Origin of the sequence: Microbacterium allomyrinae (genome assembly GCF_020682705.1) — a bacterium.
GTDB classification, from domain to species: domain Bacteria; phylum Actinomycetota; class Actinomycetes; order Actinomycetales; family Microbacteriaceae; genus Microbacterium; species Microbacterium allomyrinae.
Window position 1 is genome coordinate 76,606 of sequence record NZ_JAGTTN010000002.1, and the last position, 22,240, is coordinate 98,845.

Annotated in this window: 21 protein-coding genes; 12 read left to right on the plus strand and 9 right to left on the minus strand. The window is 68.5% G+C overall.

Annotated features, from left to right (window positions below; translation table 11 throughout):
• Positions 1-5: 5 nt before the first annotated feature.
• Positions 6-452: a DUF1294 domain-containing protein gene (locus tag KEC57_RS06675; RefSeq protein WP_229383796.1), complete on the minus strand. Its 447-nt coding sequence runs from the start codon at positions 450-452 to the stop codon at positions 6-8.
• Positions 453-574: 122 nt separating this feature from the next.
• On the opposite strand from KEC57_RS06675, the gene KEC57_RS06680 reads away from it, so the two are divergent.
• From KEC57_RS06680 to KEC57_RS06695, 4 genes are all read left to right on the plus strand, one after another.
• A complete protein-coding gene (locus KEC57_RS06680; RefSeq protein WP_229383797.1) occupies positions 575-1,372 on the plus strand; it encodes a glycosyltransferase family 2 protein in 798 nt (265 codons plus the stop codon).
• Between the two features lie 61 nt (positions 1,373-1,433).
• Positions 1,434-1,730 (plus strand): DUF1905 domain-containing protein, encoded by a 297-nt coding sequence (locus KEC57_RS06685; protein WP_229383798.1) that lies wholly within the window; start codon positions 1,434-1,436, stop codon positions 1,728-1,730.
• Positions 1,731-1,769: 39 nt separating this feature from the next.
• Positions 1,770-2,471: a prepilin peptidase gene (locus KEC57_RS06690; RefSeq protein WP_229383799.1), complete on the plus strand. Its 702-nt coding sequence runs from the start codon at positions 1,770-1,772 to the stop codon at positions 2,469-2,471.
• A 9-nt stretch (positions 2,472-2,480) separates the two neighbouring features.
• Entirely contained in the window at positions 2,481-3,506 is a 1,026-nt protein-coding gene (locus KEC57_RS06695) for a YihY/virulence factor BrkB family protein (protein WP_229383800.1), read from the plus strand.
• 50 nt (positions 3,507-3,556) lie between these two features.
• Here KEC57_RS06695 and KEC57_RS06700 read toward each other — a convergent pair whose 3' ends face one another.
• The 3 genes from KEC57_RS06700 to glgP form a co-directional block, all read right to left on the minus strand.
• A complete protein-coding gene (locus tag KEC57_RS06700) occupies positions 3,557-4,288 on the minus strand; it encodes a glutamine amidotransferase (RefSeq protein WP_229383801.1) in 732 nt (243 codons plus the stop codon).
• A 192-nt stretch (positions 4,289-4,480) separates the two neighbouring features.
• Entirely contained in the window at positions 4,481-7,012 is a 2,532-nt protein-coding gene (locus KEC57_RS06705; protein ID WP_229383802.1) for a rhamnogalacturonan lyase, read from the minus strand.
• 225 nt (positions 7,013-7,237) lie between these two features.
• Positions 7,238-9,796, minus strand: coding sequence for an alpha-glucan family phosphorylase (gene glgP / locus KEC57_RS06710; protein ID WP_229383803.1), 2,559 nt, complete (start codon positions 9,794-9,796; stop codon positions 7,238-7,240).
• 134 nt (positions 9,797-9,930) lie between these two features.
• Between glgP and KEC57_RS06715 the strand changes: the two genes are divergently transcribed.
• The 3 genes from KEC57_RS06715 to KEC57_RS06725 are packed head-to-tail and all read left to right on the plus strand — an operon-like array spanning position 9,931 to position 11,363.
• Positions 9,931-10,158, plus strand: a complete 228-nt coding sequence (locus KEC57_RS06715; RefSeq protein ID WP_229383804.1) for a response regulator — start codon at positions 9,931-9,933, stop codon at positions 10,156-10,158.
• The gene (locus tag KEC57_RS06720) at positions 10,142-10,828 is read left to right on the plus strand and encodes a CYTH domain-containing protein (protein ID WP_372456974.1); all 687 of its coding nucleotides are present in this window, start codon (positions 10,142-10,144) and stop codon (positions 10,826-10,828) included. The genes KEC57_RS06715 and KEC57_RS06720 overlap by 17 nt, the downstream gene beginning before the upstream one ends.
• Positions 10,829-10,865: 37 nt before the next feature.
• Complete coding sequence (locus KEC57_RS06725) at positions 10,866-11,363, plus strand: PaaI family thioesterase (protein WP_229383806.1); 498 nt, start codon at positions 10,866-10,868, stop codon at positions 11,361-11,363.
• Positions 11,364-11,440: 77 nt separating this feature from the next.
• On the opposite strand, the gene lpdA is transcribed toward KEC57_RS06725, so the two are convergent.
• Together lpdA and KEC57_RS06735 are read right to left on the minus strand one after the other, a co-directional pair.
• The gene (gene lpdA / locus KEC57_RS06730; RefSeq protein WP_229383807.1) at positions 11,441-12,838 is read right to left on the minus strand and encodes a dihydrolipoyl dehydrogenase; all 1,398 of its coding nucleotides are present in this window, start codon (positions 12,836-12,838) and stop codon (positions 11,441-11,443) included.
• A gap of 10 nt (positions 12,839-12,848) precedes the next feature.
• Positions 12,849-13,526 (minus strand): copper resistance CopC family protein, encoded by a 678-nt coding sequence (locus KEC57_RS06735; protein WP_229383808.1) that lies wholly within the window; start codon positions 13,524-13,526, stop codon positions 12,849-12,851.
• Positions 13,527-13,713: 187 nt separating this feature from the next.
• Between KEC57_RS06735 and KEC57_RS06740 the strand changes: the two genes are divergently transcribed.
• Positions 13,714-14,115 carry a four-helix bundle copper-binding protein gene (locus tag KEC57_RS06740; RefSeq protein ID WP_229383809.1) on the plus strand — a complete coding sequence of 134 codons (402 nt, stop codon included), beginning with the start codon at positions 13,714-13,716 and terminating at the stop codon, positions 14,113-14,115.
• 48 nt (positions 14,116-14,163) lie between these two features.
• Here KEC57_RS06740 and KEC57_RS06745 read toward each other — a convergent pair whose 3' ends face one another.
• The gene (locus KEC57_RS06745; RefSeq protein WP_229383810.1) at positions 14,164-14,514 is read right to left on the minus strand and encodes a hypothetical protein; all 351 of its coding nucleotides are present in this window, start codon (positions 14,512-14,514) and stop codon (positions 14,164-14,166) included.
• A gap of 170 nt (positions 14,515-14,684) precedes the next feature.
• Between KEC57_RS06745 and KEC57_RS06750 the strand changes: the two genes are divergently transcribed.
• The 3 genes from KEC57_RS06750 (at position 14,685) to KEC57_RS06760 (ending at position 16,568) form a co-directional block, all read left to right on the plus strand.
• Positions 14,685-15,200: an FHA domain-containing protein gene (locus KEC57_RS06750; RefSeq protein ID WP_229383811.1), complete on the plus strand. Its 516-nt coding sequence runs from the start codon at positions 14,685-14,687 to the stop codon at positions 15,198-15,200.
• Complete coding sequence (gene ftsR, locus KEC57_RS06755) at positions 15,200-15,892, plus strand: transcriptional regulator FtsR (protein ID WP_229383812.1); 693 nt, start codon at positions 15,200-15,202, stop codon at positions 15,890-15,892. Before KEC57_RS06750 ends, ftsR begins: the two co-directional genes overlap by 1 nt.
• A gap of 130 nt (positions 15,893-16,022) precedes the next feature.
• Complete coding sequence (locus tag KEC57_RS06760; RefSeq protein WP_229383813.1) at positions 16,023-16,568, plus strand: MerR family transcriptional regulator; 546 nt, start codon at positions 16,023-16,025, stop codon at positions 16,566-16,568.
• A gap of 1 nt (position 16,569) precedes the next feature.
• Here the strand turns inward: KEC57_RS06760 and KEC57_RS06765 are convergent, their stop codons facing one another.
• Both KEC57_RS06765 and KEC57_RS06770 read right to left on the minus strand, forming a co-directional pair.
• Complete coding sequence (locus tag KEC57_RS06765) at positions 16,570-17,787, minus strand: trans-sulfuration enzyme family protein (protein ID WP_229383814.1); 1,218 nt, start codon at positions 17,785-17,787, stop codon at positions 16,570-16,572.
• Between the two features lie 152 nt (positions 17,788-17,939).
• Positions 17,940-18,749, minus strand: a complete 810-nt coding sequence (locus tag KEC57_RS06770) for a ParA family protein (protein ID WP_229383815.1) — start codon at positions 18,747-18,749, stop codon at positions 17,940-17,942.
• A 73-nt stretch (positions 18,750-18,822) separates the two neighbouring features.
• Between KEC57_RS06770 and KEC57_RS06775 the strand changes: the two genes are divergently transcribed.
• The gene (locus KEC57_RS06775; RefSeq protein WP_229383816.1) at positions 18,823-22,230 is read left to right on the plus strand and encodes a pyruvate carboxylase; all 3,408 of its coding nucleotides are present in this window, start codon (positions 18,823-18,825) and stop codon (positions 22,228-22,230) included.
• Positions 22,231-22,240 lie beyond the last annotated feature (10 nt).

Consider the following 22,240-nt stretch of genomic DNA (forward strand, 5'->3'; position numbering starts at 1 on the left):
CGCGCTCAGCCGGCCGCGGGCAGCCAGGGCAACGCGAGGCTCCACCCACGCATGGTCGCCACGGTGACGAGGGCCACGAGCACCAGTACGTTGACCACGACAGTGCCCCAGAACGATCGTCGGAACGATCGCTTGCGCGTCTTATGGCGAAAGAGCTGCTGTGCGAGAAGCGCACCCGGCCAGCCGCACACGAGGCCGAGCGTCAGCAGGGTCCGCTCCGGCACACGCCGCCACCCCCGCTGCGCGGCGGTCTTGTCGATGCCGTAGACGGTGAACGCGATGAGGCTCATCACCGTGTAGAGGGCGGGCATCCACCACGGGAGCGCGAGAACGACGAAGGCCACGGCGAAGACGGCCACGAAGACGATGAGCACCGTCCAGCTGAGCGTCGCCGGCAGCGGACGCGAGAGATCTCGCGTCGGACGAGCCGGCTGGTGCGGTGCAAGCGACATGTCGTTGATCCTAGGGCGGGGCAGGACACCCGATCTCGCGCTCGACGGGAGCACGCACGCGGCGCGCCCGACGAGGCGCCCGCCTCCGGGAGCGAACCCGCGCCGGGAGTATCGTGTGGCCTGTGCCCCTCGCTCCCCGCGTGACCGTCGTGATCCCGTGTCGCGACGACGCCGGGTTCCTCGACGCGTGCCTGACAGCGCTCGCCGCCCAGACGCACCGTGCCGATCGCGTGATCGTGGTCGACAACGGCAGCACGGACGACTCTGCCGCCGTGGCACGCCGGCACGGAGCAATCCTCGTCGAGGAGCCGGTCGTGGGCATCTGGCCGGCCGCGGCGCGAGGGTACGACGAGGCGATGGACGGCGCCGACATCGTCGCGCGTCTCGACGCCGATTCGCGTCCCCACTCGGACTGGATCGCGCGGCTGGTGCGGGCATTCGTCGCGGACCCGTCGCTCGGGGTGCTCACGGGGGGAGCGGAGTTCTATGGCGGCACCTCGCTGCAGAACTATCTCGGCGAGCACTGGTACATCGGCGGTGGGCACTACTGGATCAGGAAGTGGCTCGGCATACCGCTCGTATTCGGCTCGAACTTCGCGATGCGCGCCGGGGTGTGGCTGCGAGTACGCGACCAGGTCGATCGCGGGAATGCCCGCATCCACGACGATCTCGATCTCACGATCCGGCTGCGGGCATCCGACGGCGTGCGCTACGACCCCCAGCTGCGCATGCCCGTTTCAGCGCGCCCGGTGCAGACGGTCTCGGGACTCTCGCGCCGTGTGTTCAAGGTCGCGACGACGTTCGCGGTGAGCTGGCCCGAGGGGGCGGCGTGGCGCAGGCGCGGCGAGTCCACGACGGCCGCGGCTGACGCCGAGTGGCTGCCCGACGGCGACGACTGGGCGCCCGAGTACGGGGGCTGATCGAGTCGGCATTCGGCCGAGCAGCTCGCCGTGTGTCGGGCGCTCTCGGTAGCCTCGTGTCGTGATGATCGAGTTCGACGGCGATGTGTTCCGGTGGGCTGCGCGTGCGGACTCGTCGTGGTTCTTCACCTCGGTCCCGCCCGAGCTGAGCGACGACATCCGTGAGATTCCGCGCCCGTATCGCGGGTTCGGCTCGGTGCGCGTGCGTGCGCGCATCGGTGGCTCGGAGTGGACGACGTCGATCTTCCCCTCATCCGACGGCACGTACGTGCTGCCGTTGAAGAAGTCGGTGAGGGAGGCTGAGAGCCTGGTCGACGGCGGACCGGTCACTGTGCGACTCGACGTGCTCGATGCGTGATGAGCACGTCCGCTGGGTCTGATCCCACGCGTCCCCGCCGTGTCCGTCCGCGCGCACCCGGATTCGGCCTTCGTGCGATCATGGGGCGTGCTGCCGGGACTCGTGACATTGTTCGTCGGGACGACCGACCCGATCGCCGGGGCATTCCTCGGCGCCGGCCCTGCGCTCTGGGTCGTGACGAGTCGGCCCATCGACGTGATCGCGGTCTCGACGGGCGCGACCGCTGCGGAACTCGGGGCGCTCGCTGCCGTGATCGTCGCGTTCCTGTACTTCGCGGTGATCAGTGTCGTGCTCACTCTCATCGATATCGATACGCACCGACTGCCGAACAGGATCGTGCTGCCGAGCTACCTCGTCGCCGGCATCCTGTTCACGATCGCTGCGTTGCTCGGCGGCGACGCAGCAGCCCTGCTGCGCGCGGGAATCGGCATGGCCGTGCTGTACGCGTTCTACTTCGTGCTGAGGCTGCTCCGCCCCGGTGGCATGGGAGGGGGCGACCTCAAACTCGCCGGCGTGATCGGCATGTATCTCGGCTGGATCGGTTGGGGCGCGCTCGCGGTGGGCGCGTTCGCCGCGTTCTTGCTGGGAGGGCTGTTCGGTATCACGCTCATGCTGGTGCGGCGCGCGGAACGCCAGACCGCCATTCCGTTCGGCCCGTGGATGATCCTGGGTGCGTGGATCGGTGTGTTCGCCGGCGAGGCGGCGGCACGCGAGTATATGAGTGTGTTCGTCGGAGGCTAGGAGGTCGAGATGTCTGGACTGATCGCCCGAGTGACCGCGTGGGCGCTGTCGCTCAAACCCGTACGGGTGTGGTTCCACTATGCGGAGCGCCGCGGATTCATGCTGGCCGACAGCATCACTTATCGCGCGCTGTTCTCGGTGTTCGCGGCCGTGCTGCTGGGGTTCACCTTCGCGGCGCTCTGGCTCGACGGCAACCCGGCCGCGTGGCAGGCGCTGATCGACGCTGTCGACGCCGCCATTCCCGGTCTCGTCGGCGAGGACGGTCTCATCAAGGTCAGCGCTATCGAGGCTCCCGTCGGACTCACACTCACCGGCATCCTCTCGCTCGTCGGCCTCGTGGGCGCGGCGATCGGTGCGATCGGATCGCTGCGCGCGGCGCTGCGCACCCTCGCGGATGAGCTCCACGACGATGTCTTCTGGATCTGGGTGATCCTTCGCAACCTGCTGCTCGCCCTCGCCATCGGCGGGGGACTGGTGCTCTCGGCCGCCGCGACGTTCTACGGCTCGACATTGATCGACGTCGTCGGCACCTGGGTCGGCGGCGACGAGGTCGTCGCGGGAATCGCCTCGCAGGTCCTTGCGATCGCGGCGGTGTTCGCCCTCGATGCCGGCGTCATCGCGCTCGGGTTCGTGGTGCTCAGCGGAGTGCGCGCCCGCGCGCGTGTGCTCTGGCCCGGCGCGCTCCTCGGCGCGGTGGCCCTCACGGTGCTGCAGCAGCTGTCGGGGCTGTTCGTGCGCGGGGCAGGCGCGAACCCCCTCTTCGCGTCGTTCGCGGCCCTTATCGCGCTGCTCATCTGGTTCAACCTCTCGGCCCAGGTGGTCCTGCTCGCGTCGACCTGGATCATCGTCGGCGTCGCCGAGGAGCGCGACCCGATCCGCGAACGCCACGGGGCTCCGACATTCGCGCTGCGCCGGGTGCAGCGGGCGGAAGATGCCGCGCGCGTCGCCGTCGCAGAACTCGAGCTCGCTCGTGCCGAGGCCGATCGCGAACGTGAGGCGATGCTCGCCAAGAACGCCCCGTCGGGGAGGAACTGAGCGCCTGGGGCCCGCCTGCGGCACGCCGGTGATGCCTCTTACTCTTGCGTCTACCTTGCGTATCGCTCGACGAACGTGCGGAGCATGACGCTCGGGTGCGAGACGGCGGCTCGGCGCACGGCGCTGAGCGTGAGATCGAGTTCGTCGGCTGCGAAATAGCCGTGGTCGGCGTAGGCGTGAATGCGCGTCGTGATGCCGTCGACATCGAGCTCGGGGTGGAACTGCGTCGCGTACACGTTGTCTCGCACTTTGAACATCTGCACCGGGCATGCCGGCGACGACGCCAGCAGCGTCGCAGACTCGGGCAGGTGCGAGATCGCCTCTTTGTGACCGACGAAGGCATCGAACGTCGTCGGGATGCCCGCAAGCAGCGGATCGGATACCCCGGCGTCTGTCATCGTCACTGGCACGACGCTGATCGGCTCGGGGTAAGTGCGGTCGATCACCGCGCCCTGATGTGCGCCCAGGGTGCCGATGCCGTAGCAGGCGCCGAGGAAGGGGAAGTCCCGGGCGACGACCTGGTCCAGGAGAGTGGCGAACTCCGATTCGACGCGATGCTGCACCGCGGACTTCTTGTCGTCGGGATCGGACGCGTTGAAGGGGCCACCGCCGACGAAGATGCCCGAGAGCTCATCGAGGTCGAGCGGCGGCATCGACCGGGCCTCGAGGCGAACGCGGATCAGCTCGCCCTCGGCGAGTCCGCTGTAGCGGAGGAAGAGCTCGTACTCGTCATCGGCGGGGACGTCCTCGGCACGGGTCGCGAGGAGCACGAACGGCTTCACCTCTCCAGCCTACGGGGGCGGCGACGGCGGTCCTTCCGCCAATCCGGAAGCCGGAGTCCGCGCCTCCTTCCGGACCGATCCTCAGCGTGGGATCCTTCAGGAGCCCGCAAGCCGAATCCTGGACCGACGTATCGGGGGCGCGTGCCGTCGAGCGGCGCGAGCCCCCGACACAGGGGCGCATCCCTCCTGCGATCAGCGTCCGGCGCTGAACCGATGCGTCCAGCTCGATGTCGCGCCCGCGGCGACGGCGACGCCGGGCTTGGGCACAGCGGTGACCGTCACCTCGGCACCACGAGCGACCTTCACGATCGGGATCCGCACCTTCTCGCCGTCGACGTAGTAGTCGAACGAGCGGTCGGGCACGACGATCACGACGTCCAGCAGCGAACCCCGAGGATCGACGAACCGGGGCTCGCGCGGCGCCGCCGCCACGGTGTGCACGGGTACGTTCGCGAAGTCCATGTCGCTTGCGAGGTAGTAGCTCGTGTACGACGGCTGGTTGTACGTGGTGTTCTGGCGCGCGACCTCGGCACGGTACTGCACGTCGTGCATGAGCGTCGGCAGTTTGTGCGTGGTGACCTCGATGCTCGTATAGATGCGCAGCGCGTGCGAGTCCGTCGTCCGCACGAGCAGCTCCTCGCGCCAGTCGCCGAGCACGTCGGCCACCAGCGAGGCGTTGCCCTTCGTGCCGTTGTTGCTGCGCGTGCCTTCGGCCGTGAGCACGGTGCCACGTGTCCAGTCGTCGATCGTCACGTTCGCGTCGCCGCTGCCGTTCACGATCTGCGTCGTCAGATCGGCGGCCCAGCGGATCGACTGATTCGTGCCGGGGATCGCGGTGTCGAGGATCGCTCCCGTGGCGCTGAGCAGGCCGGATGCCTCGGTGCCGCCGGGCATGCTCGCCCAGGTCTCGATTCCCGGGACGTCGGCGCGCACATCGCCGATCATGCTCCGGCCGGTGTCTCGGCCCGAATACGCGCCGAACAGCACACCGCCGGTCGCGGCATCCCTGAGGGCCGAGCCGTACGGCGCGAACGTGCCGCCCTCGTGCGCGGTCCAGATCTCGAGACCGGGACGGGTCGGGTCGATGTCGGTGACGTGCATCGCATCGCCGTGACCGAGACGCACGTTTTCGCCGGGCGCTGCGCTGCCGGCCGGGAGAGTGTCGAACGAGCTGTAGAGCAGCCCGCCGTCGTCGTCGATGGTCGCTGAGCCGTAGACGATCTCGTGCTTGCCATCGCCATCCACATCGGCGGCGCTCAACGAATGGAAGCCCTGCGTCGTGAGGGTGCCGTACACCGGATCGGTGCCATCACGGCCGTGGGGGCTGTCGTTGAACGGGTTGGTCATGGGGACGTGGCCGCTGTCGACGAACCAGCGGGGGCTGAGGTGCTCGCCGTCCCAGTCGTACGCCGCGACCGTCGAGCGCGTGTAGTAGCCCCGCGCGAAGATCGCGGAGGGATGCGTGCCGTCGAGGTACGCGACGCCCGCGAGGAATCGGTCCACTCGGTTGCCCGGCTCGATCCGGGCCATCGCATAATCGCCCCACATCAGACCGTCATCGCCGCGACCGGGCTCGTAGCGGACGGTCTCCAGTTCCTCGCCCGTCGCCGAATCGAACACCGTGAGGTACTCGGGCCCGTCTACGATGAATCCCTCGAATGTCGTGAGGTCGTTCCGAGCGCTGCGAGCGGGCGCGTACGTGGTGATGAAGTAGTCGACGAGCTCGGCCGCGGATTCGGTGGACAGAGGATACTCGTGCGCAACGGGGATGCCGAATGCCTCCTCGAGCGTGGCCGGCCAGTTGCCGGCGACCACCTCGGGATGCTCCGCCCAGCCCTCGAAGACCGCGATCAGGTGGTCGCGGTATTCCGCGGCGCTCATCCGGTAGTCGTCGTCCGGCGAGTAGCCGGCGGCGAGGTCTTCCGCGAGCATCGTGATCCCGGCGTCGGAGACCACGCTGCCGTCGGTGTCGTAGCGGAACGACTTCGTGCCCGGCGCGGTCTTGAGCATCGTCTCCGACCGGCCATCGCCATCGAAGTCATAGACCATGAACTGCGTGTAATGCGCCCCGGCTCGGATGTTGACTCCGAGGTCGATGCGATTGAGGAGTGTGCCGTCGAGCTCGTACGTGTCGATGTAGACGGGGCCGGTATAGCCCTTCTGCGAGACATCCTTGGAGTTGGACGGGTCCCATTTCACGACGAACTCGTACGCGCCGTCCCCGTCGACATCCGCGACTGAGGCGTCGTTGGCGGAGTACGTGTAGGCCTCGCCCGCCGGTGTCATCCCGTCGGCGGGCTTGTGAAGGGGCAGATCGTGGAAGCCGCCGCTCCACGCGGTGACCCCGGCAGATTGCTCGCCGGTGACGTCATGCCATGCCGGAGCCACCGTGTACACGGCTGCGGCCGATCCGTCCGGGTCGGCGTAGTTCGTGCTGTCGTCGACGGTCGCGATGCGCTTTCCGTCGCGGAACACGACGAACGACGGCCCGCTCACACCGGTGTCGGTCGCCGCGCCCGCCTCTGTCGCGAGCAATCGCCAGCTGAGGAACACGCCCTCGGCGGTCGAGACGGCGACGAGGCCGCGGTCGAGCGCTTCGAGCTGCACTCCGGCCTCGCCGTGCGGTCGGTCCTGGGCGGTGGCAGGCTGCACCGCTCCGAGGATCAGGGCGCCGGCGATGCCGCCGGCTGTCAGAATGCGTGCGGATGTGCTCCGAAGATTCATCGTCGAATCGTTCTCCCGGTTCCTGGTGCGCGGAATGCGCTTTCCGGTCTCGACGCTAGTTCGAAGCGGAATTCGGGTCAACGGGCGGAGGTGATTGTTGGAACGTTTTAATGTTCGGAGGCCTCATACGCCGATTCGGAGGTCCGGCGTTCCGCGCCTCGCTCCGCGTCGACCGACGGCGCCGCAGTCGATCTCCGCTCCGGTGTCCGAGCGCGGCGGCCGGCGTCAGGATGCGTAGGTGACGAGCCCCAGCTCCACCGGCGACACGAGCTGTGGGTGGCTGGGCACGACACGTACGGCGTAGCCGAATGTTCCCGTGACCGTCAGGGGCAGCGTGCCGGTGAATGTCGTCACGCCATCGACCGCCGGCCCGGCGGGTGACAGCCGGTACACGGAGTGATCCCGCGCCAGCGCATCGTTCTCATCGGTGCGCCCGTAGGCAAGTTCCACGGCGACGTCGTCGGGCGCGAGGCCATCCAGCCGCACTGCAGCGCGCACCTCGAGCGTGTCGCCCGCCTGCGCCTGCTGGGGAATGCCGCTGCTGTCGACGCCGGCGATCGAGACCCGATCCCAGGCATTCCTCACGCGCCCGACGAACGCCGCCAGCGCCTTCGCCTCGGCGAAGCCGTCGGCGCGGAGCGCCGCGTCGTGCGCGGCAGCAGGCACATACAGGCGGGTGACGTAGTCGTGCACCATGCGGTCGCTCGTCGCCTTCTTGCCGAGCTCGGTCATCGTATGGCGCACCATCGCGAGCCAGCGCAGGGGGATTCCGCTCTCGCGGTCGTAGAACTTCGGAACGAGCTGGTGCTCGATGAGGTCGTACAGCGCCGATGCTTCGGCATCGTCGCGCTCCTCGTCGTTCGCGGCGGTGTCGGCCGTCGGGATCGCCCAGCCGTTCTCGCCGTCGTACCACTCGTCCCACCAGCCGTCGAGGATCGACAGATTGAGTGCGCCGTTGAGGGCCGCCTTCATGCCGCTCGTGCCGCAGGCCTCGAGCGGGCGCAGCGGATTGTTGAGCCACACGTCGCAACCGGGATAGAGATCCTTCGCCAGCGTGATGTCGTAGTCGGGCAGGAACACGATCCGCCCGCGCACCTTCGGATCGCGGCTGAAGCGCACCAGCTCCTGGATGAGGATCTTGCCCGAGTCGTCGGCCGGGTGCGACTTGCCGCCGATCAGGATCTGCACGGGACGCTCGGGGTCGGTGAGCAGCTTCGTGAGCCGTTCGGGCTCGCGGAGCATCAGCGTCAGGCGCTTGTAGGTCGGCACGCGACGGGCGAAGCCGATCGTGAGCACCTCGGGGTCGAGCAGATCATCGACCCACGCAGGAGTGACCCCGGAGCCGTGCGACAGGGATGCCGCGACCCGCCGGCGCGCCTCCGCCACCAGCTCGCCCTTCATCTGCTGACGCACGCCCCACAGCTCCGCATCCGACACGACTTCGCGATCGGTCCAGTCGTGAGTGTCGGTGTGAGCGTCGCCCCAGGCTCGCTCGCTCACAGCCTTGAGCGCCGGATGCACCCAGGTGGGGGCGTGCACGCCATTCGTGATCGAGGTGATCGGCACCTCGTCGTTGTCGACTCCCGGCCACAGCATCCCGAACATGCTGCGGCTGACCTCGCCGTGCAGCACCGAGACGCCATTGGCGTGCTGGCCGAGGTGCAGGCCGAGGACGGCCATGTTGAAAACGCCCTGGTCGCCGCCCTCCCACGTCTCGAGCCCGAGCGCGATCGCGCGCCCGGCGTCGAGGCTCTGGAAGAGGCCGCTGGAGAGGAAATCGGCGATGAGCTCGCGCGAGAATCGGTCGATGCCCGCGGGCACGGGTGTGTGCGTGGTGAACACCGTCGACGCGCGCACCTGTGTCAGCGCCTCATCGAACGAGAGTGCATCGCTCGTGATGAGCTCCGACATCCGCTCGAGGCCCTGGAAACCGGCGTGGCCCTCATTGGTGTGGTAAACGTCCGGGGCGGGGCGCTCGGTGATGCGCGAGAAGGCGCGGACCGCGCGCACACCTCCGACGCCGAGCAGGAGCTCCTGCAGGAGGCGGTGCTCGCCGCCGCCGCCGTACAACCGGTCGGTGACCTTGCGCATGTCGTCCGAGTTCGACGGCGTCTCGGAATCGAGCAGGAGCAGCGGGATGCGCCCGATGTCGGCCACCCACACGCGAGCGTGCAGACGACGGTCGCCGGGCAGGTCGAGCGTGATCTCGACCGGGGTGCCGTCGTTCTCGCGCAGCAGCGTCAGCCCCAGACCGTACGGATCGAGCAGCGGGTAGCTCTCGCGCTGCCAACCATCGTCGCCGATCGACTGCCGGAAGTACCCCGCGCGGTAGAACAGGCCGACACCGGTCAGCGGGACGCCCAGATCGGACGCGCTCTTGAGGTGATCGCCGGCCAGGATGCCGAGGCCGCCCGAGTACTGCGGAAGCGAGCCGTCCACGCCGAACTCGGGGGAGAAGTAGGCGATGTGCGAAGGCTTGCCGCCTTCGAGCCGCTGGAACCAGCGGTCGCCTTTCAGGTAGGCCGTGAGCCGCTCGTCCTCCTCGCGGACCCGCGCGACGAACTCATCGTCGCGGGCGAGTTCGTCCAGACGCTGCTGCCCGAGCGCGCCGAGCATGCGAGCGGGGTTGGCGCCGATCTCGGCCCAGACGGCTGGATCCATCGACGCGAACAGCGAATGCGTGGCCCGGCTCCACGACCAGCGCCAGTTGGAGGCGAGACGGTCGAGCGGGGCGAGGGAATCCGCGAGGACGGGTCGGACGGTGAACGTTCGGATGGCCTTCACGCGTGCGAGTCTAAGGGCACAACCTGGAAGCGTTTTCACGTCAGAGGGGGGGGAACTCCGCCACCCGCGAATCACGCGCAGGTCACCCGCGCGTGATCGGACCCAGCGTCAGGTGCCGGGTCTACGCTGGGCGCATGACCATCGCACGACTGCATGGGGGTCCGCTCGACGGACAGGTTGTTCCGCTCGACCCCAACGTCTCCGACTCGTACATCGTTCCCTACGGTGAGGGGCAGCTCGTCTACCGCCGCGAGGGCGCCGAGAGCAGGACGGGCGATCACGACGGGCCGACCGAGACGCGGTTCGTGTACGTCGAAGCCACGGAAGACATCGATCCGAATCCGGATGGGCGTGACGACTGAGCCCGACTCGACCGACGGAGCCGCTCGTTCGGTCGAGATCGAGGTGAAGTTCGACGTCGCTGCCGACACGCCCCTGCCCGACTGGTCGGCCCTGCCCGGCGTCGCGTCGATGGGCGAACCCGAGCGTCGCGACCTCGACGCCCTCTACTTCGACACGGCCGGCCTGACGCTTTCGCACGCCGGCTACGCCGTCCGTCGCCGCACCGGGGGACCCGACGAGGGGTGGCACATCAAAGGGCCCCGCGTCGGCGACGGCCGCATCGAGCTGCACTGGCCGCTCGGGCAGTCCGACGACATCCCTGAGGGCGTGCGCGCGGCGCTCGCCTCGGTGATGGATGCTCTCGGAGCATCTGCCGAGGGTGCGCTCGATCCGGAATCCTCGGCCCTCACCCCGATCGCGCGTATCCAGAACACTCGCACCGCCTATGCGCTGCGCGACCAGGACGGCGGGCTCGTCGCCGAGTTCGTCGACGACCGGGTCGTCGCGAACGACGAGCGAGCGGGAGTCGAGCGCCGCTGGCGGGAGTGGGAGCTCGAGCTCGGGCCCGCCGCTCCGCTCGCGCCCGAAGATCGCACGGCGTTCTTCGCAACGGCCGATGACGCCGTGCGCGCCGCGGGCGGTCGAATCGCGGCCTCCGATTCGAAGCTCGCTCGCGCACTGGGAGTCTGACGGCCGCAGCGGGTGGCGCAGTCATAGTCTGTGACTCATGACGACCGACATTCCTCGCACCCGGACGTTCGGCTGGGAAGACCCCGGCCCGCCGCTCGCAGCCTCGCGCGGCCTCGACGGGCTGAGCTACCTGCGGGCGCTCATCGCCGAGGAGCTGCCGCCTCCGCCGATCTCTCGGCTCATGAACTTCTGGATGGTGTCGGCCGAGCCCGGCGAAGTCGCCTTCGAGTGCGAGCCGGGGGAGTATCACTACAACCCGCTCGGTATGGTGCACGGCGGGCTCGCCTGCACGCTCCTCGACACGGTCGTCGGCTGCGCCGCGCACACGACCCTCCCCGCCGGGGTCGGGTACACGTCGATCGACCTCAATGTGTCGTACCTGCGGCCGATCCTCGCGACGACGGGCGTGCTGCGTGCGCGCGGGCGCGTGGTGAAGGGCGGCTCGCGGGTGATCTTCGCCGAGGGCGTGCTGGAGGATGCCGCGGGCACCGTCCTCGCCACAGCGACGAGCTCGCTCTTGGTGCTGCGGCCCTGAGAGTGTGAGTACGCCCCGGACCAGATGGTCCGGGGCGTCTTCGCGTGATCAGGAGATCTCGATGCGACTCGTTCGCGTCACAGGTTGATCATGTGGCCTGCGAGGCCGTGGAAGGCCTCCTGCACCGCTTCCGACAGAGTCGGGTGGGTGTGGACGTTGCGGGCCGCCTCGAGGGCGGTGAGGTCCCACTTCTGTGCGAGCGTCAGCTCGGGCAGCAGCTCCGACACGTCGGGGCCGATGAGATGGCCGCCGAGCAGTTCGAGGTGCTCGCCGTCGGCGATGAGCTTGACGAAGCCGATCGGCTCGCCGAGGCCGTTCGCCTTGCCGTTGGCCGAGAACGGGAACTTCGCGACCTTGACGTCGTAGCCCGCGTCGCGCGCCTGCTGCTCGGTGAGCCCGAACGAGGCCACCTGCGGTGAGCAGAACGTCGCGCGCGGCATCATGCGGTAGTCGCCCAGCGTCATCGTCTCGGCCTTGCCGATGGTCTCGGCGGCGACCACGGCCTGCGCCTCGGCCACGTGAGCCAGCTGCAGCTTCGCCGTGACGTCGCCGATCGCGTAGATGTGCGGCACATTGGTGCGCATGTAATCGTCGATGTCGATCGCTCCGCGGTCGGTGACCGCGACGCCGGTCGTCTCGAGCCCGAAGCCCTCGATGTTCGCGGCGAAGCCGATCGACATCATGACCTTGTCGGCGTCGATCGATCCGGCGGTGCCGTCCTTGGCCGTGTAGGTGACGGTGACCTTGTCGCCGTGGTCGGTGACGGTCTCGACCTTGGTCGAGGTCAGGATGTCGACGCCGTAACCCTTGTACTGACGCGCGATCTCTTTCGACACGTCGGCGTCCTCGTTCGGTAGCGCACGATCGAGGAACTCGATGATCGTCACCTTGACGCCGTAGTTCGTCATGACGAAGGCGAACTCCATGCCGATGGCGCCGGCGCCGACGATGACGATCGACTGCGGCAGCTCACGGGCGAGGATCTGCTCCTCGTAGGTGACGATGTTGCCGCCGAGTACGACGCCCGGAAGCAGACGCACCTTGGAGCCGGTTGCGATGATCGCGTTGTCGAAGGTCAGGGCCTCGCTCGAGCCGTCTGCCTTGGCCACCGTGATGGCGTTCGGGCCCGTGAACGAGCCGCGCCCCTCGTATTCGGTGACCTTGTTCTTCTTCATCAGGTAGTGGATGCCCTTGACGTGGGTATCGGCGACCTTGCGGCTGCGATCCCACGCGGTACCGAAGTCGAACGACACGTCGCCCGAGATGCCGAAGAGCTCCGCCTTGTGGTGGAAGGTGTGGGCCAGATCGGCGTTCTTCAGGAGAGCCTTGGAGGGGATGCAGCCGACGTTGAGGCACACACCGCCCCAGTACTTCTCTTCGATGATCGCGACGGAGAGGCCGAGCTGTGCGCTGCGGACGGCCGCGACGTACCCGCCGGGGCCCGCGCCGAGGATGACGACGTCGTAGTGAGGCATGGTCTCAAGCCTATCGGTCAGTGGGAGTGTCGGAGTCGGACTCGGGCGCCGTCGAGGACGCCGCCGCGAGCGCCTTCTCGCGGCGTGCACGCGAGACGAGCAGATAGACGACCGCTCCACCCGCGGCGACGGCGATGAGGCCGAAGACGACCCACGGCCACACATCGCCGAACGATGAATCCTCGTCGGCCGGCAGGGTGGTGGGCTGCGCGGTCGGCGTGGGCGCCTGCGTCGGCTCGGCTGTCTCGGACGGCGCGACGGTCGGCTCGGCCGTCTCGGTCGGGGTCGGCGCTGCCGTCACGGTGAACGTGAACTCGCCCGAGATCGGATGCCCGTCGCTCGAGACGACCTTCCACAGCACGGTGACCACTCCAGACGCCTCGCCCGACAGCGGCTGCGTCAGCGTGTTGTCCTGCGCGACCGGCGCCACCTCCGCGAGTACCCTGCCCTCGGCATCCGTCACCTGCACCTCCGACGCGCCGGCGTCGGTGGCGATCGCGGCGCTGAAGGTGAGGGTGAGTTTTCCCGGAAGGGCGTCGATCGAGCTGTCGGCGGCCGGATCGCTGCCGATCAGCTCGTCGTGAGCACTCGCGGGCGGGGCGAAGACGAGCGCGGCCACGACGAAGAGGACCGCCACGATGGCGGCGACGAGCGGGCGGATGTCTCGGGCAGAGGTGTGAGCAGGCATCTGCTCCAGGCTACGCGGTGACTCGCGCGCGTCGATCACCGGTGTGCGGGGGAGTGCCCGGCGGGGATTGTGACGCGCATGTGAATTCCTGCTCATCCTGCGAGGCACCACGTGACGCCGCGCGCGCCGCGGAGTAGCGTTCCGATCAGCGGCGGAATCCGCCGTTACGACGACGGAGGAGCGTGAGATGGACTCGATGATGATGGGCGCCATGTCGAAGGACATGATGTCGATGCCCGGCATGGAGATGATGGACATGTCGATCATGCAGGCGTGTATGGATGCCTGCTCGGCCTGCGAGCAGGCGTGCACCGTGTGCTCCACCCAGATGATGTCGTGCGCACCGGCGTGCATGAACTGCGCCGACATGTGCAACACGATGATGCGCGCCATGATGCGCATGCAGGGCATGACGCCCGCTGCGATGATGGCGATGCTCGACGCATGCATCGCGATGTGCCAGGTCGCGATGGACGAGTGCATGGAGCACGCCGACCACAGCGAGGTCTGCAAGATGTGCGCTCAGGCCTGCCAGGCCTGCATGGACGCCTGCATGAGCATGAAGAACACGATGATGTCGATGAGCTGAGGCCCTTCGCCTCGCTCTCTCGGCGTCCGCGTGCGGATCGGCCGAGGACTAGCCCCGCAGCACGTTGAATCGCTCTCGCCCGACGGCGAGCACGTGGTAGCGCTCGTGGAGCGAGACCGGCGTGCCGGGAGTGAGGGTCGACGCAGCGCCCGTGCCGTTCCACAGCGCGATCGGCTCGGCATCGTCGAGCGTGCGCACGATCACGAATCCGGAGCGTGCGTCGGCCGCCTCGACGATGGCGTCCGCCCAGTCGGAGGGCGTGGCCGACGCCATGCGCGCCTGGATCAGGTGGAGTGCATGGCCGGGTGCGAACGAGCTGCAGGTGTCGCCGTGGTCGCACATGCACGCCACACTCTCCCGTACCTCGACGGGGGCGTTGTGGTGCTGTGCATGGGACACGGGGGCTCCTTGTGGTTCGCTTTCGGTCTTCCGCCAGGCTAGGCTGACCGGTCGCTCAGGGCATCTCCGACGACACGCGGCGAAACAATGCCGCACCGGATGACACCACCCGAAACGGCACTTTCGCGCGACGGGCGATCGGCTAGGCTGGGCACGCAGAGGAGGCCAACGTGGAGGACGACCGCCGCTCAGACCAGGGCGACAATCGGAGCGACATCAGGCGAGCAGCCGGTGTCGACGCACACGAGTCCGACCGCGCCGCCGACACGACGCAGACGTTCGGACACGATTCCGACCTCTCGTTCGTGCCGTTCGGCAGCGAACTGGGCGAGGCCGAGCTCGATGCGATCGAGTCGCTGCCGTCAGGAGCCGCGCTGCTGCTGGTGCGCTCCGGGCCGACGGCCGGAGCCCGCTATCTGCTCGACACCGACGTGACCACGGTGGGGCGGCATCCCGAAGCCGACATCTTCTTCGACGACGTCACGGTGTCGCGCCGCCACGCCGAGATCACTCGCACGGGTGTCGCTTTCGAGCTCGTCGATCAGCGTTCGCTCAACGGCACCTACGTCAACGGCGAGCGTGTCGACCGCGCGGCGCTGTCCAACGGCGCCGAGGTGCGCGTCGGAAAGTTCCGTCTCAACTTCTTCGTCTCGCCGGCCGACCTGCCGCAGGCCGCGGAGGCCTGATGCCTGCGGTCTCCACCCGCGAACGGTCATCGTCCGCGGGTCTCCTGAGCATCGGCCAGGTGCTCGCCCGGCTCTCTCCCGAATTTCCTTCCCTCACTTCGAGCAAGCTCCGCTTCCTCGAAGTGCAGGGCATCGTGACACCGCTGCGCACAGAGTCGGGCTACCGCAAGTTCTCGCCCGCCGACCTCGAGCGGCTGCGACTGGCGCTGACCCTCCAGCGCGACCACTACCTGCCGCTCTCGGTGATCCGCGATTACCTCGAAGACGTCGACGCCGGGCGCGACCCGGCCACACCGACAGCGGTTCCGCCTCCATCGATCCTGCCGGCACCGCGTCGCTATCGTCGCGACGAGCTTCTGGCCGCCTCGGGCGCCGCTCCGCAGCTGCTGAACGATGCCATCAGCACGGGCATCCTCACGGGCGCCGAGGCCTACACCGATCAGTCGGTGGCGCTGCTGCGCGCCCTCGTCGCACTCGACCGCCACGGGATCGAGCCGCGCCATGTGCGTGCGCTCCGTCAGAACGCCGAGCGTGACGTGGCGCTGGTCGAGTCGGCGCTGGCGCCGCTCCTGCGCCGAACGGATGCCGCGTCACGCGGTCGTGCGGGCGAGGTCGCGCCCGAGCTCGCAAAGCGCCTCGACGAGGTCCGTTCGATCTTCGTCCGCACGGCGCTGGATCGCCTGCTGTCCTGACGATTCATCCGTCGAAGGCCGTCGATCCGGTCTTGCGGCGCGACACGCCGACCCGCCGACCGCGGATGTCATTGCTGCACGGGGAAGGCTCATCTAGCGTGGAAGTATCCGATTCCGGAGGGGGGCGAGCATGACTGCTCGAGATGCGGCTGCAGGCGAGCCGTTCGTCGCTGAACTCCTCTTCACGGACGGACTGCCTGCCATGGACGATGCGGTCGGGTACAAGGGTGCCGTGGCCGCGCGCGCGGCGGGAATCACCTACCGCCAGCTCGACTACTGGGCACGTACCGAGCTCGTACAGCCGACCGTGCGCGGTGCCAACGGCTCGGGGTCGCAGCGTCTCTACGGCTTCCGCGACATCCTCGTGCTCAAGCTCGTGAAGCGCCTGCTCGACACCGGGATCTCGCTCCAGCAGATCCGCATCGCCGTCGATCAGCTGCGCGCCGCGGGCATCCGCGATCTCGCCGGAACGACCCTCATGAGCGATGGCGCATCGGTGTACCTCTGCACCTCGAACGACGAGGTGATCGATCTCGTCAGCCGCGGCCAGGGCGTGTTCGGCATCGCCGTTGGCAAGGTGCTGCGCGAAGTCGAGTCCGAGCTCGTCGAATTCGACGCTCAGGCTCCCGACGCGATGGATGAGCTGTCAGCTCGTCGCGCCGCACGCACCGCCTGATTCAGTTCGCGGTCGCCGCCACGCGCACGCGCGAGTCGGCGTCGATAGACGTGAGCGCGTGAGTCAGATCCGCGACGAGGTCCGCAGGATCCTCGAGCCCGACGGACAGGCGCACCAGCGCATCGGTCGGCCGGGCCTCGGACTGCACCGGACGATGAGTGAGCGCCGCCGGGTGCTGGATCAGCGAGTCGACGCTGCCCAGCGACACCGCGTGCGTGAAGAGCTGCACGGCCGCGGTCATCGAGCTCGCGGCCTCGAACCCGCCGCCGAGCTCGATCGCGATCATCGCGCCAGGCCCGGCCTGCTGAGTTCCGACGAGCCCGAGCGGATCGCATTCCGCGAATCCCGGGTAGTGCACCCGCGTCACCTCCGGTCGCGTGCGGAGCCACTGCGCGACGACTCGGGCGCTCTCCTGCTGAGCACGCACGCGCACGGGCAGCGTCGACAGGCCGCGGTGCAGGAGGTAGGCGGCGAGCGGATGCAGGACGGCGCCGGTGATCGCCCGCGTACGGCGGAGTGCGGCCGCGGTCCGGGCGTCGCACGCGACGACGCCGCCCACCACGTCGCCGTGGCCGCCGAGATACTTCGTGGCGCTGTGCAGCGACATCGCCGCGCCCAGATCGAGCGGATGCTGCAGCACGGGTGTGGCGAACGTGTTGTCGACGAGCACGGGCACGCCTGCGGCAACGGCGACGATCGCGCGGATGTCGACGAGCTCGAGGGTCGGATTAGCAGGCGACTCCAGGATGACCAGGGCGGTGTCATCGCGGATCGCGTCGGCAACGGCATCCGCGGCGCAGTAGGTCGTCTCGATGCCCAGCAGACCGGAGGCGAGAAGGTGATCGGTGCCGCCGTACAGCGGCCGTACCGCGACGACGTGATGCTTGCCGCTCTCGTGCGCGACGGCGAGGAGCACCGCCGTCATCGCGGCCATGCCCGAGGAGAACGCGACACCTTCTTCGCCATGCTCGAGCCGTGCCAGCGCCTCCTCGAAGCGTGCGACGGTGGGATTCCAGAGGCGGGCGTACACATGCGAGCCGCCGTCGAAGGGGTGGCCGCCGGAGGCGAGCACCTCGTAGGACATTCCGCCGACATCGATGCCCGGCAGCGGGTTCGTCGATGAGAGGTCGAGGGGGAGAGCGTGCACGCCGAGGCTCGCGAGATCGTCGCGGCCGGCGTGGACGGCAAGGCTGTCGGGATGCAGCGTCATCGGTGCCATGGTCGATATGTTCAGCGATATCGCTGTGAATGGCAAGTCATGGTCAGCTTGCCGCGCACATATCAATCAAAATGATCGTCGGCTGAGCAGACTGGTGAGTGAAGTCCGGTGACCGGATCACAACGGATGCCGAAGGATCCGCTCGAGAGGGATCAGGAGCGCGTTTCGCCCGCGACCGGGATGCGACCCGTCCGCATGACACGGTCCAGCAGCGAGTCGAAGTCGGCCGCGAGCTCCTGTGCCGAGTCGCCCGGCCAGATATGCAGCGGCTTGGCGGCGCCCTGCGCCTGCTGCAGCGACGTGCGCTCGGGCAGCTGAGGGGTGAGCACGAGAGGGCCGAACATGTCGCGCAGCTCTTTGATGCGGAACTGGTGCTCGATCGACTGCGGACGCACGCGGTTCACGACGATGCCGAGGGGCTGCAGGCGGGGGGACAGGCCGCGACGGATCTCTTCGATCGCGCGCAGGGCGCGGTCTGCCGCGGCGACGGAGAAGAGACCGGGTTCGGTGATCACGATGACGCGGTCGCTCGCCGCCCACGCGGTGCGCGTGAGGGCGTTGAGCGACGGCGCGCAATCGATCAGCACGAGGTCGTAGTCGGCCTCGATGGTCGCGAGCGCCTCTTCCATCTTCCAGACGTCGCGCACGCTCGGGTGCGGCCCGTCGAAATTGATGGCGGATGGGCTGCCGATCATGACGTCGATGGTGCCGGGATGCACCTTCGCCCAGCCGCTGGAGGTGATGGCCTGGCGGACCGTCTTCTCCTTCGGATTGGCGAGGACATCGGCCACGTTCAGGCGGCCGGCCACCTGGATGTCCATGCCTGTCGACACGTCGGACTGCGGGTCGAGGTCGACGACGAGTGTTCGGACACCACGCGCGAAAGCCGCGGAGGCGAGTCCGAGAGTCACGGTCGTCTTGCCGACCCCACCCTTGAGCGAGCTGACGGATAGGACATGCACAATCCACCACGTTACCGTCCCCTAGGCTGAGAGGACACTCAGCCCCGCCCGCACAGGCGCACCCGGAGGTCGAATGTTCCGCAAGATCCTTGTCGCCAACCGCGGCGAAATCGCGATCCGTGCCTTCCGTGCGGCCTACGAGCTGGGGGCGCGCACGGTCGCGGTCTTCCCTTACGAGGACCGCAACTCGCTGCATCGCCTGAAAGCCGATGAGGCCTATCAGATCGGCGAGCGCGGGCATCCCGTGCGTGCGTACCTCGACGTCGACGAGATCGTCCGGGTCGCCAAAGAGGCCGGCGCTGACGCGATCTACCCCGGCTACGGCTTCCTCTCGGAGAATCCCGAGCTCGCCGAGAAGGCCGCGGCTGAGGGGATCGCCTTCATCGGACCGCCCGCCCGTGTGCTCGAGATGGCCGGCAACAAGGTCACCGCCAAGCATCATGCGGTCGCGGCGGGCGTACCCGTGCTGCGCTCCACCGAGGCCTCCGACGACGTCGACGCGCTGCTCGCGCAGGCCGAGGGCATCGGGTTCCCCATCTTCGTGAAGGCCGTCGCCGGCGGCGGCGGACGGGGGATGCGGCGGGTCGCGGTGGCCGAAGAGCTCGCTCCCGCTCTGGCGGAGGCCATGCGAGAGGCAGGCAGCGCCTTCGGCGACGCGCGGGTGTTCCTCGAACAGGCGGTGCAGCGACCGCGCCACGTCGAAGTGCAGATCCTCGCCGACAAGGTGGGCGAGACCGTTCACCTGTTCGAGCGCGACTGCTCGGTGCAGCGCCGGCACCAGAAGGTCGTCGAGATCGCACCCGCTCCGAACCTCGACCCGGAGGTCCGCGACTCTCTGCATGCCTACGCGATCGCGTTCGCGCGCTCGATCGGCTACGAGAACGCCGGCACCGTCGAGTTCCTCCTCGAGACCACAGGCCCTCGCACCGGTGAGGTCGTCTTCATCGAGATGAATCCCCGCATCCAGGTCGAGCACACGGTCACCGAAGAGGTCACCGACGTCGACCTCGTGCAGTCGCAGATGCGCATCGCCGCCGGGCAGTCGCTCACCGACCTCGGGCTCACCCAGGACAGGATCCAGCTCCGCGGCGCGGCGCTGCAATGCCGCATCACGACGGAGGACCCGACGCAGGGCTTCCGCCCCGACACCGGCAAGATCACGACCTACCGCTCGCCGGGCGGCGCGGGCATCCGTCTGGACGGCGGCACCACCGCAGCCGGCGCGCAGATCAGCCCCCACTTCGACTCGATGCTCGCCAAGCTCACGTGCCGCGGCCGCGACTTCAACGCCGCGGTCGTCCGTGCCCGCCGCGCGCTCGCGGAGTTCCGCATCCGCGGCGTCTCCACGAACATCCCGTTCCTGCAGGCCGTGCTCGACGACCCGTCGTTCGTCGCAGGCGACGTCAGCACATCGTTCATCGATGAGCGCCCCGAGCTGCTGAAGGGCCGCGAATCGAAGGACCGCGGTACGAAGATCCTCAACTGGCTCACCGACACGACGGTCAACAAGCCCCACGGCGAGAATCCCGTCACGATCGACCCGCGCCGGAAGCTGCCGAAGATCGACCTCACGGCTGAGCCGCAGGCCGGCTCCCGTCAGCGCCTTCTCGAACTCGGTCCCGCCGGTTTCGCCCGGGCGCTGCGCGAGCAGACCGCCCTCGGTGTCACCGAGACCACCTTCCGCGATGCGCATCAGTCGCTGCTGGCGACCCGCGTTCGCACGAAGGATCTCGTCACCGTCGCGCCGTACGTGGCGCGGATGACTCCGCAGCTGCTGTCGGTCGAGGCCTGGGGCGGGGCGACGTACGACGTCGCGCTGCGATTCCTCGGCGAAGACCCGTGGGAGCGTCTCGACCGCCTGCGCCAGGCCCTGCCGAACGTCGCGATCCAGATGCTGCTGCGCGGCCGCAACACGGTGGGCTACACGCCGTACCCGACCGAGGTCACCGACGCGTTCGTGCGCGAGGCGGCGGCATCCGGAATCGACATCTTCCGCATCTTCGACGCTCTCAACGATGTGTCGCAGATGCGACCCGCGATCGACGCGGTTCTCGCCACGGGCACCTCGATCGCCGAAGTCGCCGTCTGCTACACCGGCGACCTGCTGAATCCCGCCGAGGACCTGTACACGCTCGATTACTACCTGCGCCTCGCCGAGCAGATCGTGGATGCCGGCGCGCACGTGCTCGCCATCAAGGACATGGCGGGCCTGCTCCGGCCGGCCGCGGCATCCCGACTCGTCTCGGCACTGCGCGATCGGTTCGATCTTCCCGTCCACGTGCACACGCACGACACGGCCGGAGGACAGCTCGCGACGCTGCTGGCCGCGAGCGCGGCGGGGGCGGATGCCGTCGACGCAGCGGCCGCGCCGATGTCGGGAACCACCAGCCAGCCCTCGCTGTCGGCACTGGTCGCCTCGCTCTCGCATACAGAGCGCGACACGGGTATCGACCTCGATGCTGTCAGCGATCTCGAGCCGTACTGGGAAGCGGTGCGTCATCTGTACCGTCCGTTCGAGTCGGGTCTTCCGGGCCCCACCGGGCGCGTCTACCACCACGAGATCCCGGGTGGACAGCTGTCGAACCTGCGGCAGCAGGCCATCGCGCTGGGGCTTTCCGAGGACTTCGAGCTCATCGAGGACATGTACGCCGCGGCGAACAAGATCCTCGGGCGCGTGCCGAAGGTGACGCCGTCGTCGAAGGTCGTCGGCGATCTCGCGCTGCATCTCGCCGCCGTCAAGGCCGACCCGAAGGACTTCGCCGAGAACCCGCAGAACTACGACATCCCCGACTCCGTCGTCGGATTCATGGCGGGTGAGCTGGGCGATCTTCCCGGCGGATGGCCCGAGCCTTTCCGCACCAAGGTGCTGCAAGGCCGCCACATCAGCATTGAGGTGACGCCTCTCACCACCGTCGAGTCCGCTGCCCTCGAGGCGGATTCGCTGTCGCGACGCGAGATGCTCAACACGCTGCTGTTTCCCGCCCCCACCCGTGCCTTCCGGCAGGCGCGCGATGTGTTCGGGGATCTCAGCGTGCTCGATACCGCCGACTACCTGTACGGCCTCGCGCCGGGCACGGAGCACATCGTCGAGATCGAGCGCGGCGTACAGCTGTTCGTAGGGCTCGAGGCGATCGGCGAAGCCGACGACAAGGGCATCCGCACCGTCATGACCACGCTCAACGGGCAGCTGCGTCCCGTGTTCGTACGAGACCGCAGCATCCAGGTCGAAGCGCGCCAGGCGGAGCGAGCCGACACATCCAAGCCCGGTCAGGTCGCCGCGCCGTTCTCAGGAGTCGTGACCCTCAAGACGGCCGTCGGAGACACCGTCACGGCCGGCCAGCCGGTCGCATCGATCGAGGCGATGAAGATGGAGGCGGCCATCACCGCACCCGTCGACGGCGTCGTCGAGCGACTCGCGATCGTCGGCACCGCGCAGGTCGATGCCGGGGACCTTTTGGTCGTGGTCCGTCCCGCCCAGTAACCTGGAAGGC

Bases quoted from the DNA above. Each gene is read 5' to 3' on its own strand.
- KEC57_RS06675 (WP_229383796.1), bottom strand. From the start codon at position 452: ATGTCGCTTGCACCGCACCAGCCGGCTCGTCCGACGCGAGATCTCTCG.
- KEC57_RS06765 (WP_229383814.1), bottom strand. From the start codon at position 17,787: ATGGCACCGATGACGCTGCATCCCGACAGCCTTGCCGTCCACGCCGGC.
- KEC57_RS06705 (WP_229383802.1), bottom strand. From the start codon at position 7,012: ATGAATCTTCGGAGCACATCCGCACGCATTCTGACAGCCGGCGGCATC.
- lpdA (WP_229383807.1), bottom strand. From the start codon at position 12,838: ATGCCTCACTACGACGTCGTCATCCTCGGCGCGGGCCCCGGCGGGTAC.
- KEC57_RS06695 (WP_229383800.1), top strand. From the start codon at position 2,481: ATGTCTGGACTGATCGCCCGAGTGACCGCGTGGGCGCTGTCGCTCAAA.
- KEC57_RS06720 (WP_372456974.1), top strand. From the start codon at position 10,142: ATGGGCGTGACGACTGAGCCCGACTCGACCGACGGAGCCGCTCGTTCG.
- KEC57_RS06760 (WP_229383813.1), top strand. From the start codon at position 16,023: ATGACTGCTCGAGATGCGGCTGCAGGCGAGCCGTTCGTCGCTGAACTC.
- KEC57_RS06740 (WP_229383809.1), top strand. From the start codon at position 13,714: ATGGACTCGATGATGATGGGCGCCATGTCGAAGGACATGATGTCGATG.
- KEC57_RS06715 (WP_229383804.1), top strand. From the start codon at position 9,931: ATGACCATCGCACGACTGCATGGGGGTCCGCTCGACGGACAGGTTGTT.
- KEC57_RS06775 (WP_229383816.1), top strand. From the start codon at position 18,823: ATGTTCCGCAAGATCCTTGTCGCCAACCGCGGCGAAATCGCGATCCGT.
- KEC57_RS06735 (WP_229383808.1), bottom strand. From the start codon at position 13,526: ATGCCTGCTCACACCTCTGCCCGAGACATCCGCCCGCTCGTCGCCGCC.
- KEC57_RS06725 (WP_229383806.1), top strand. From the start codon at position 10,866: ATGACGACCGACATTCCTCGCACCCGGACGTTCGGCTGGGAAGACCCC.
- ftsR (WP_229383812.1), top strand. From the start codon at position 15,200: ATGCCTGCGGTCTCCACCCGCGAACGGTCATCGTCCGCGGGTCTCCTG.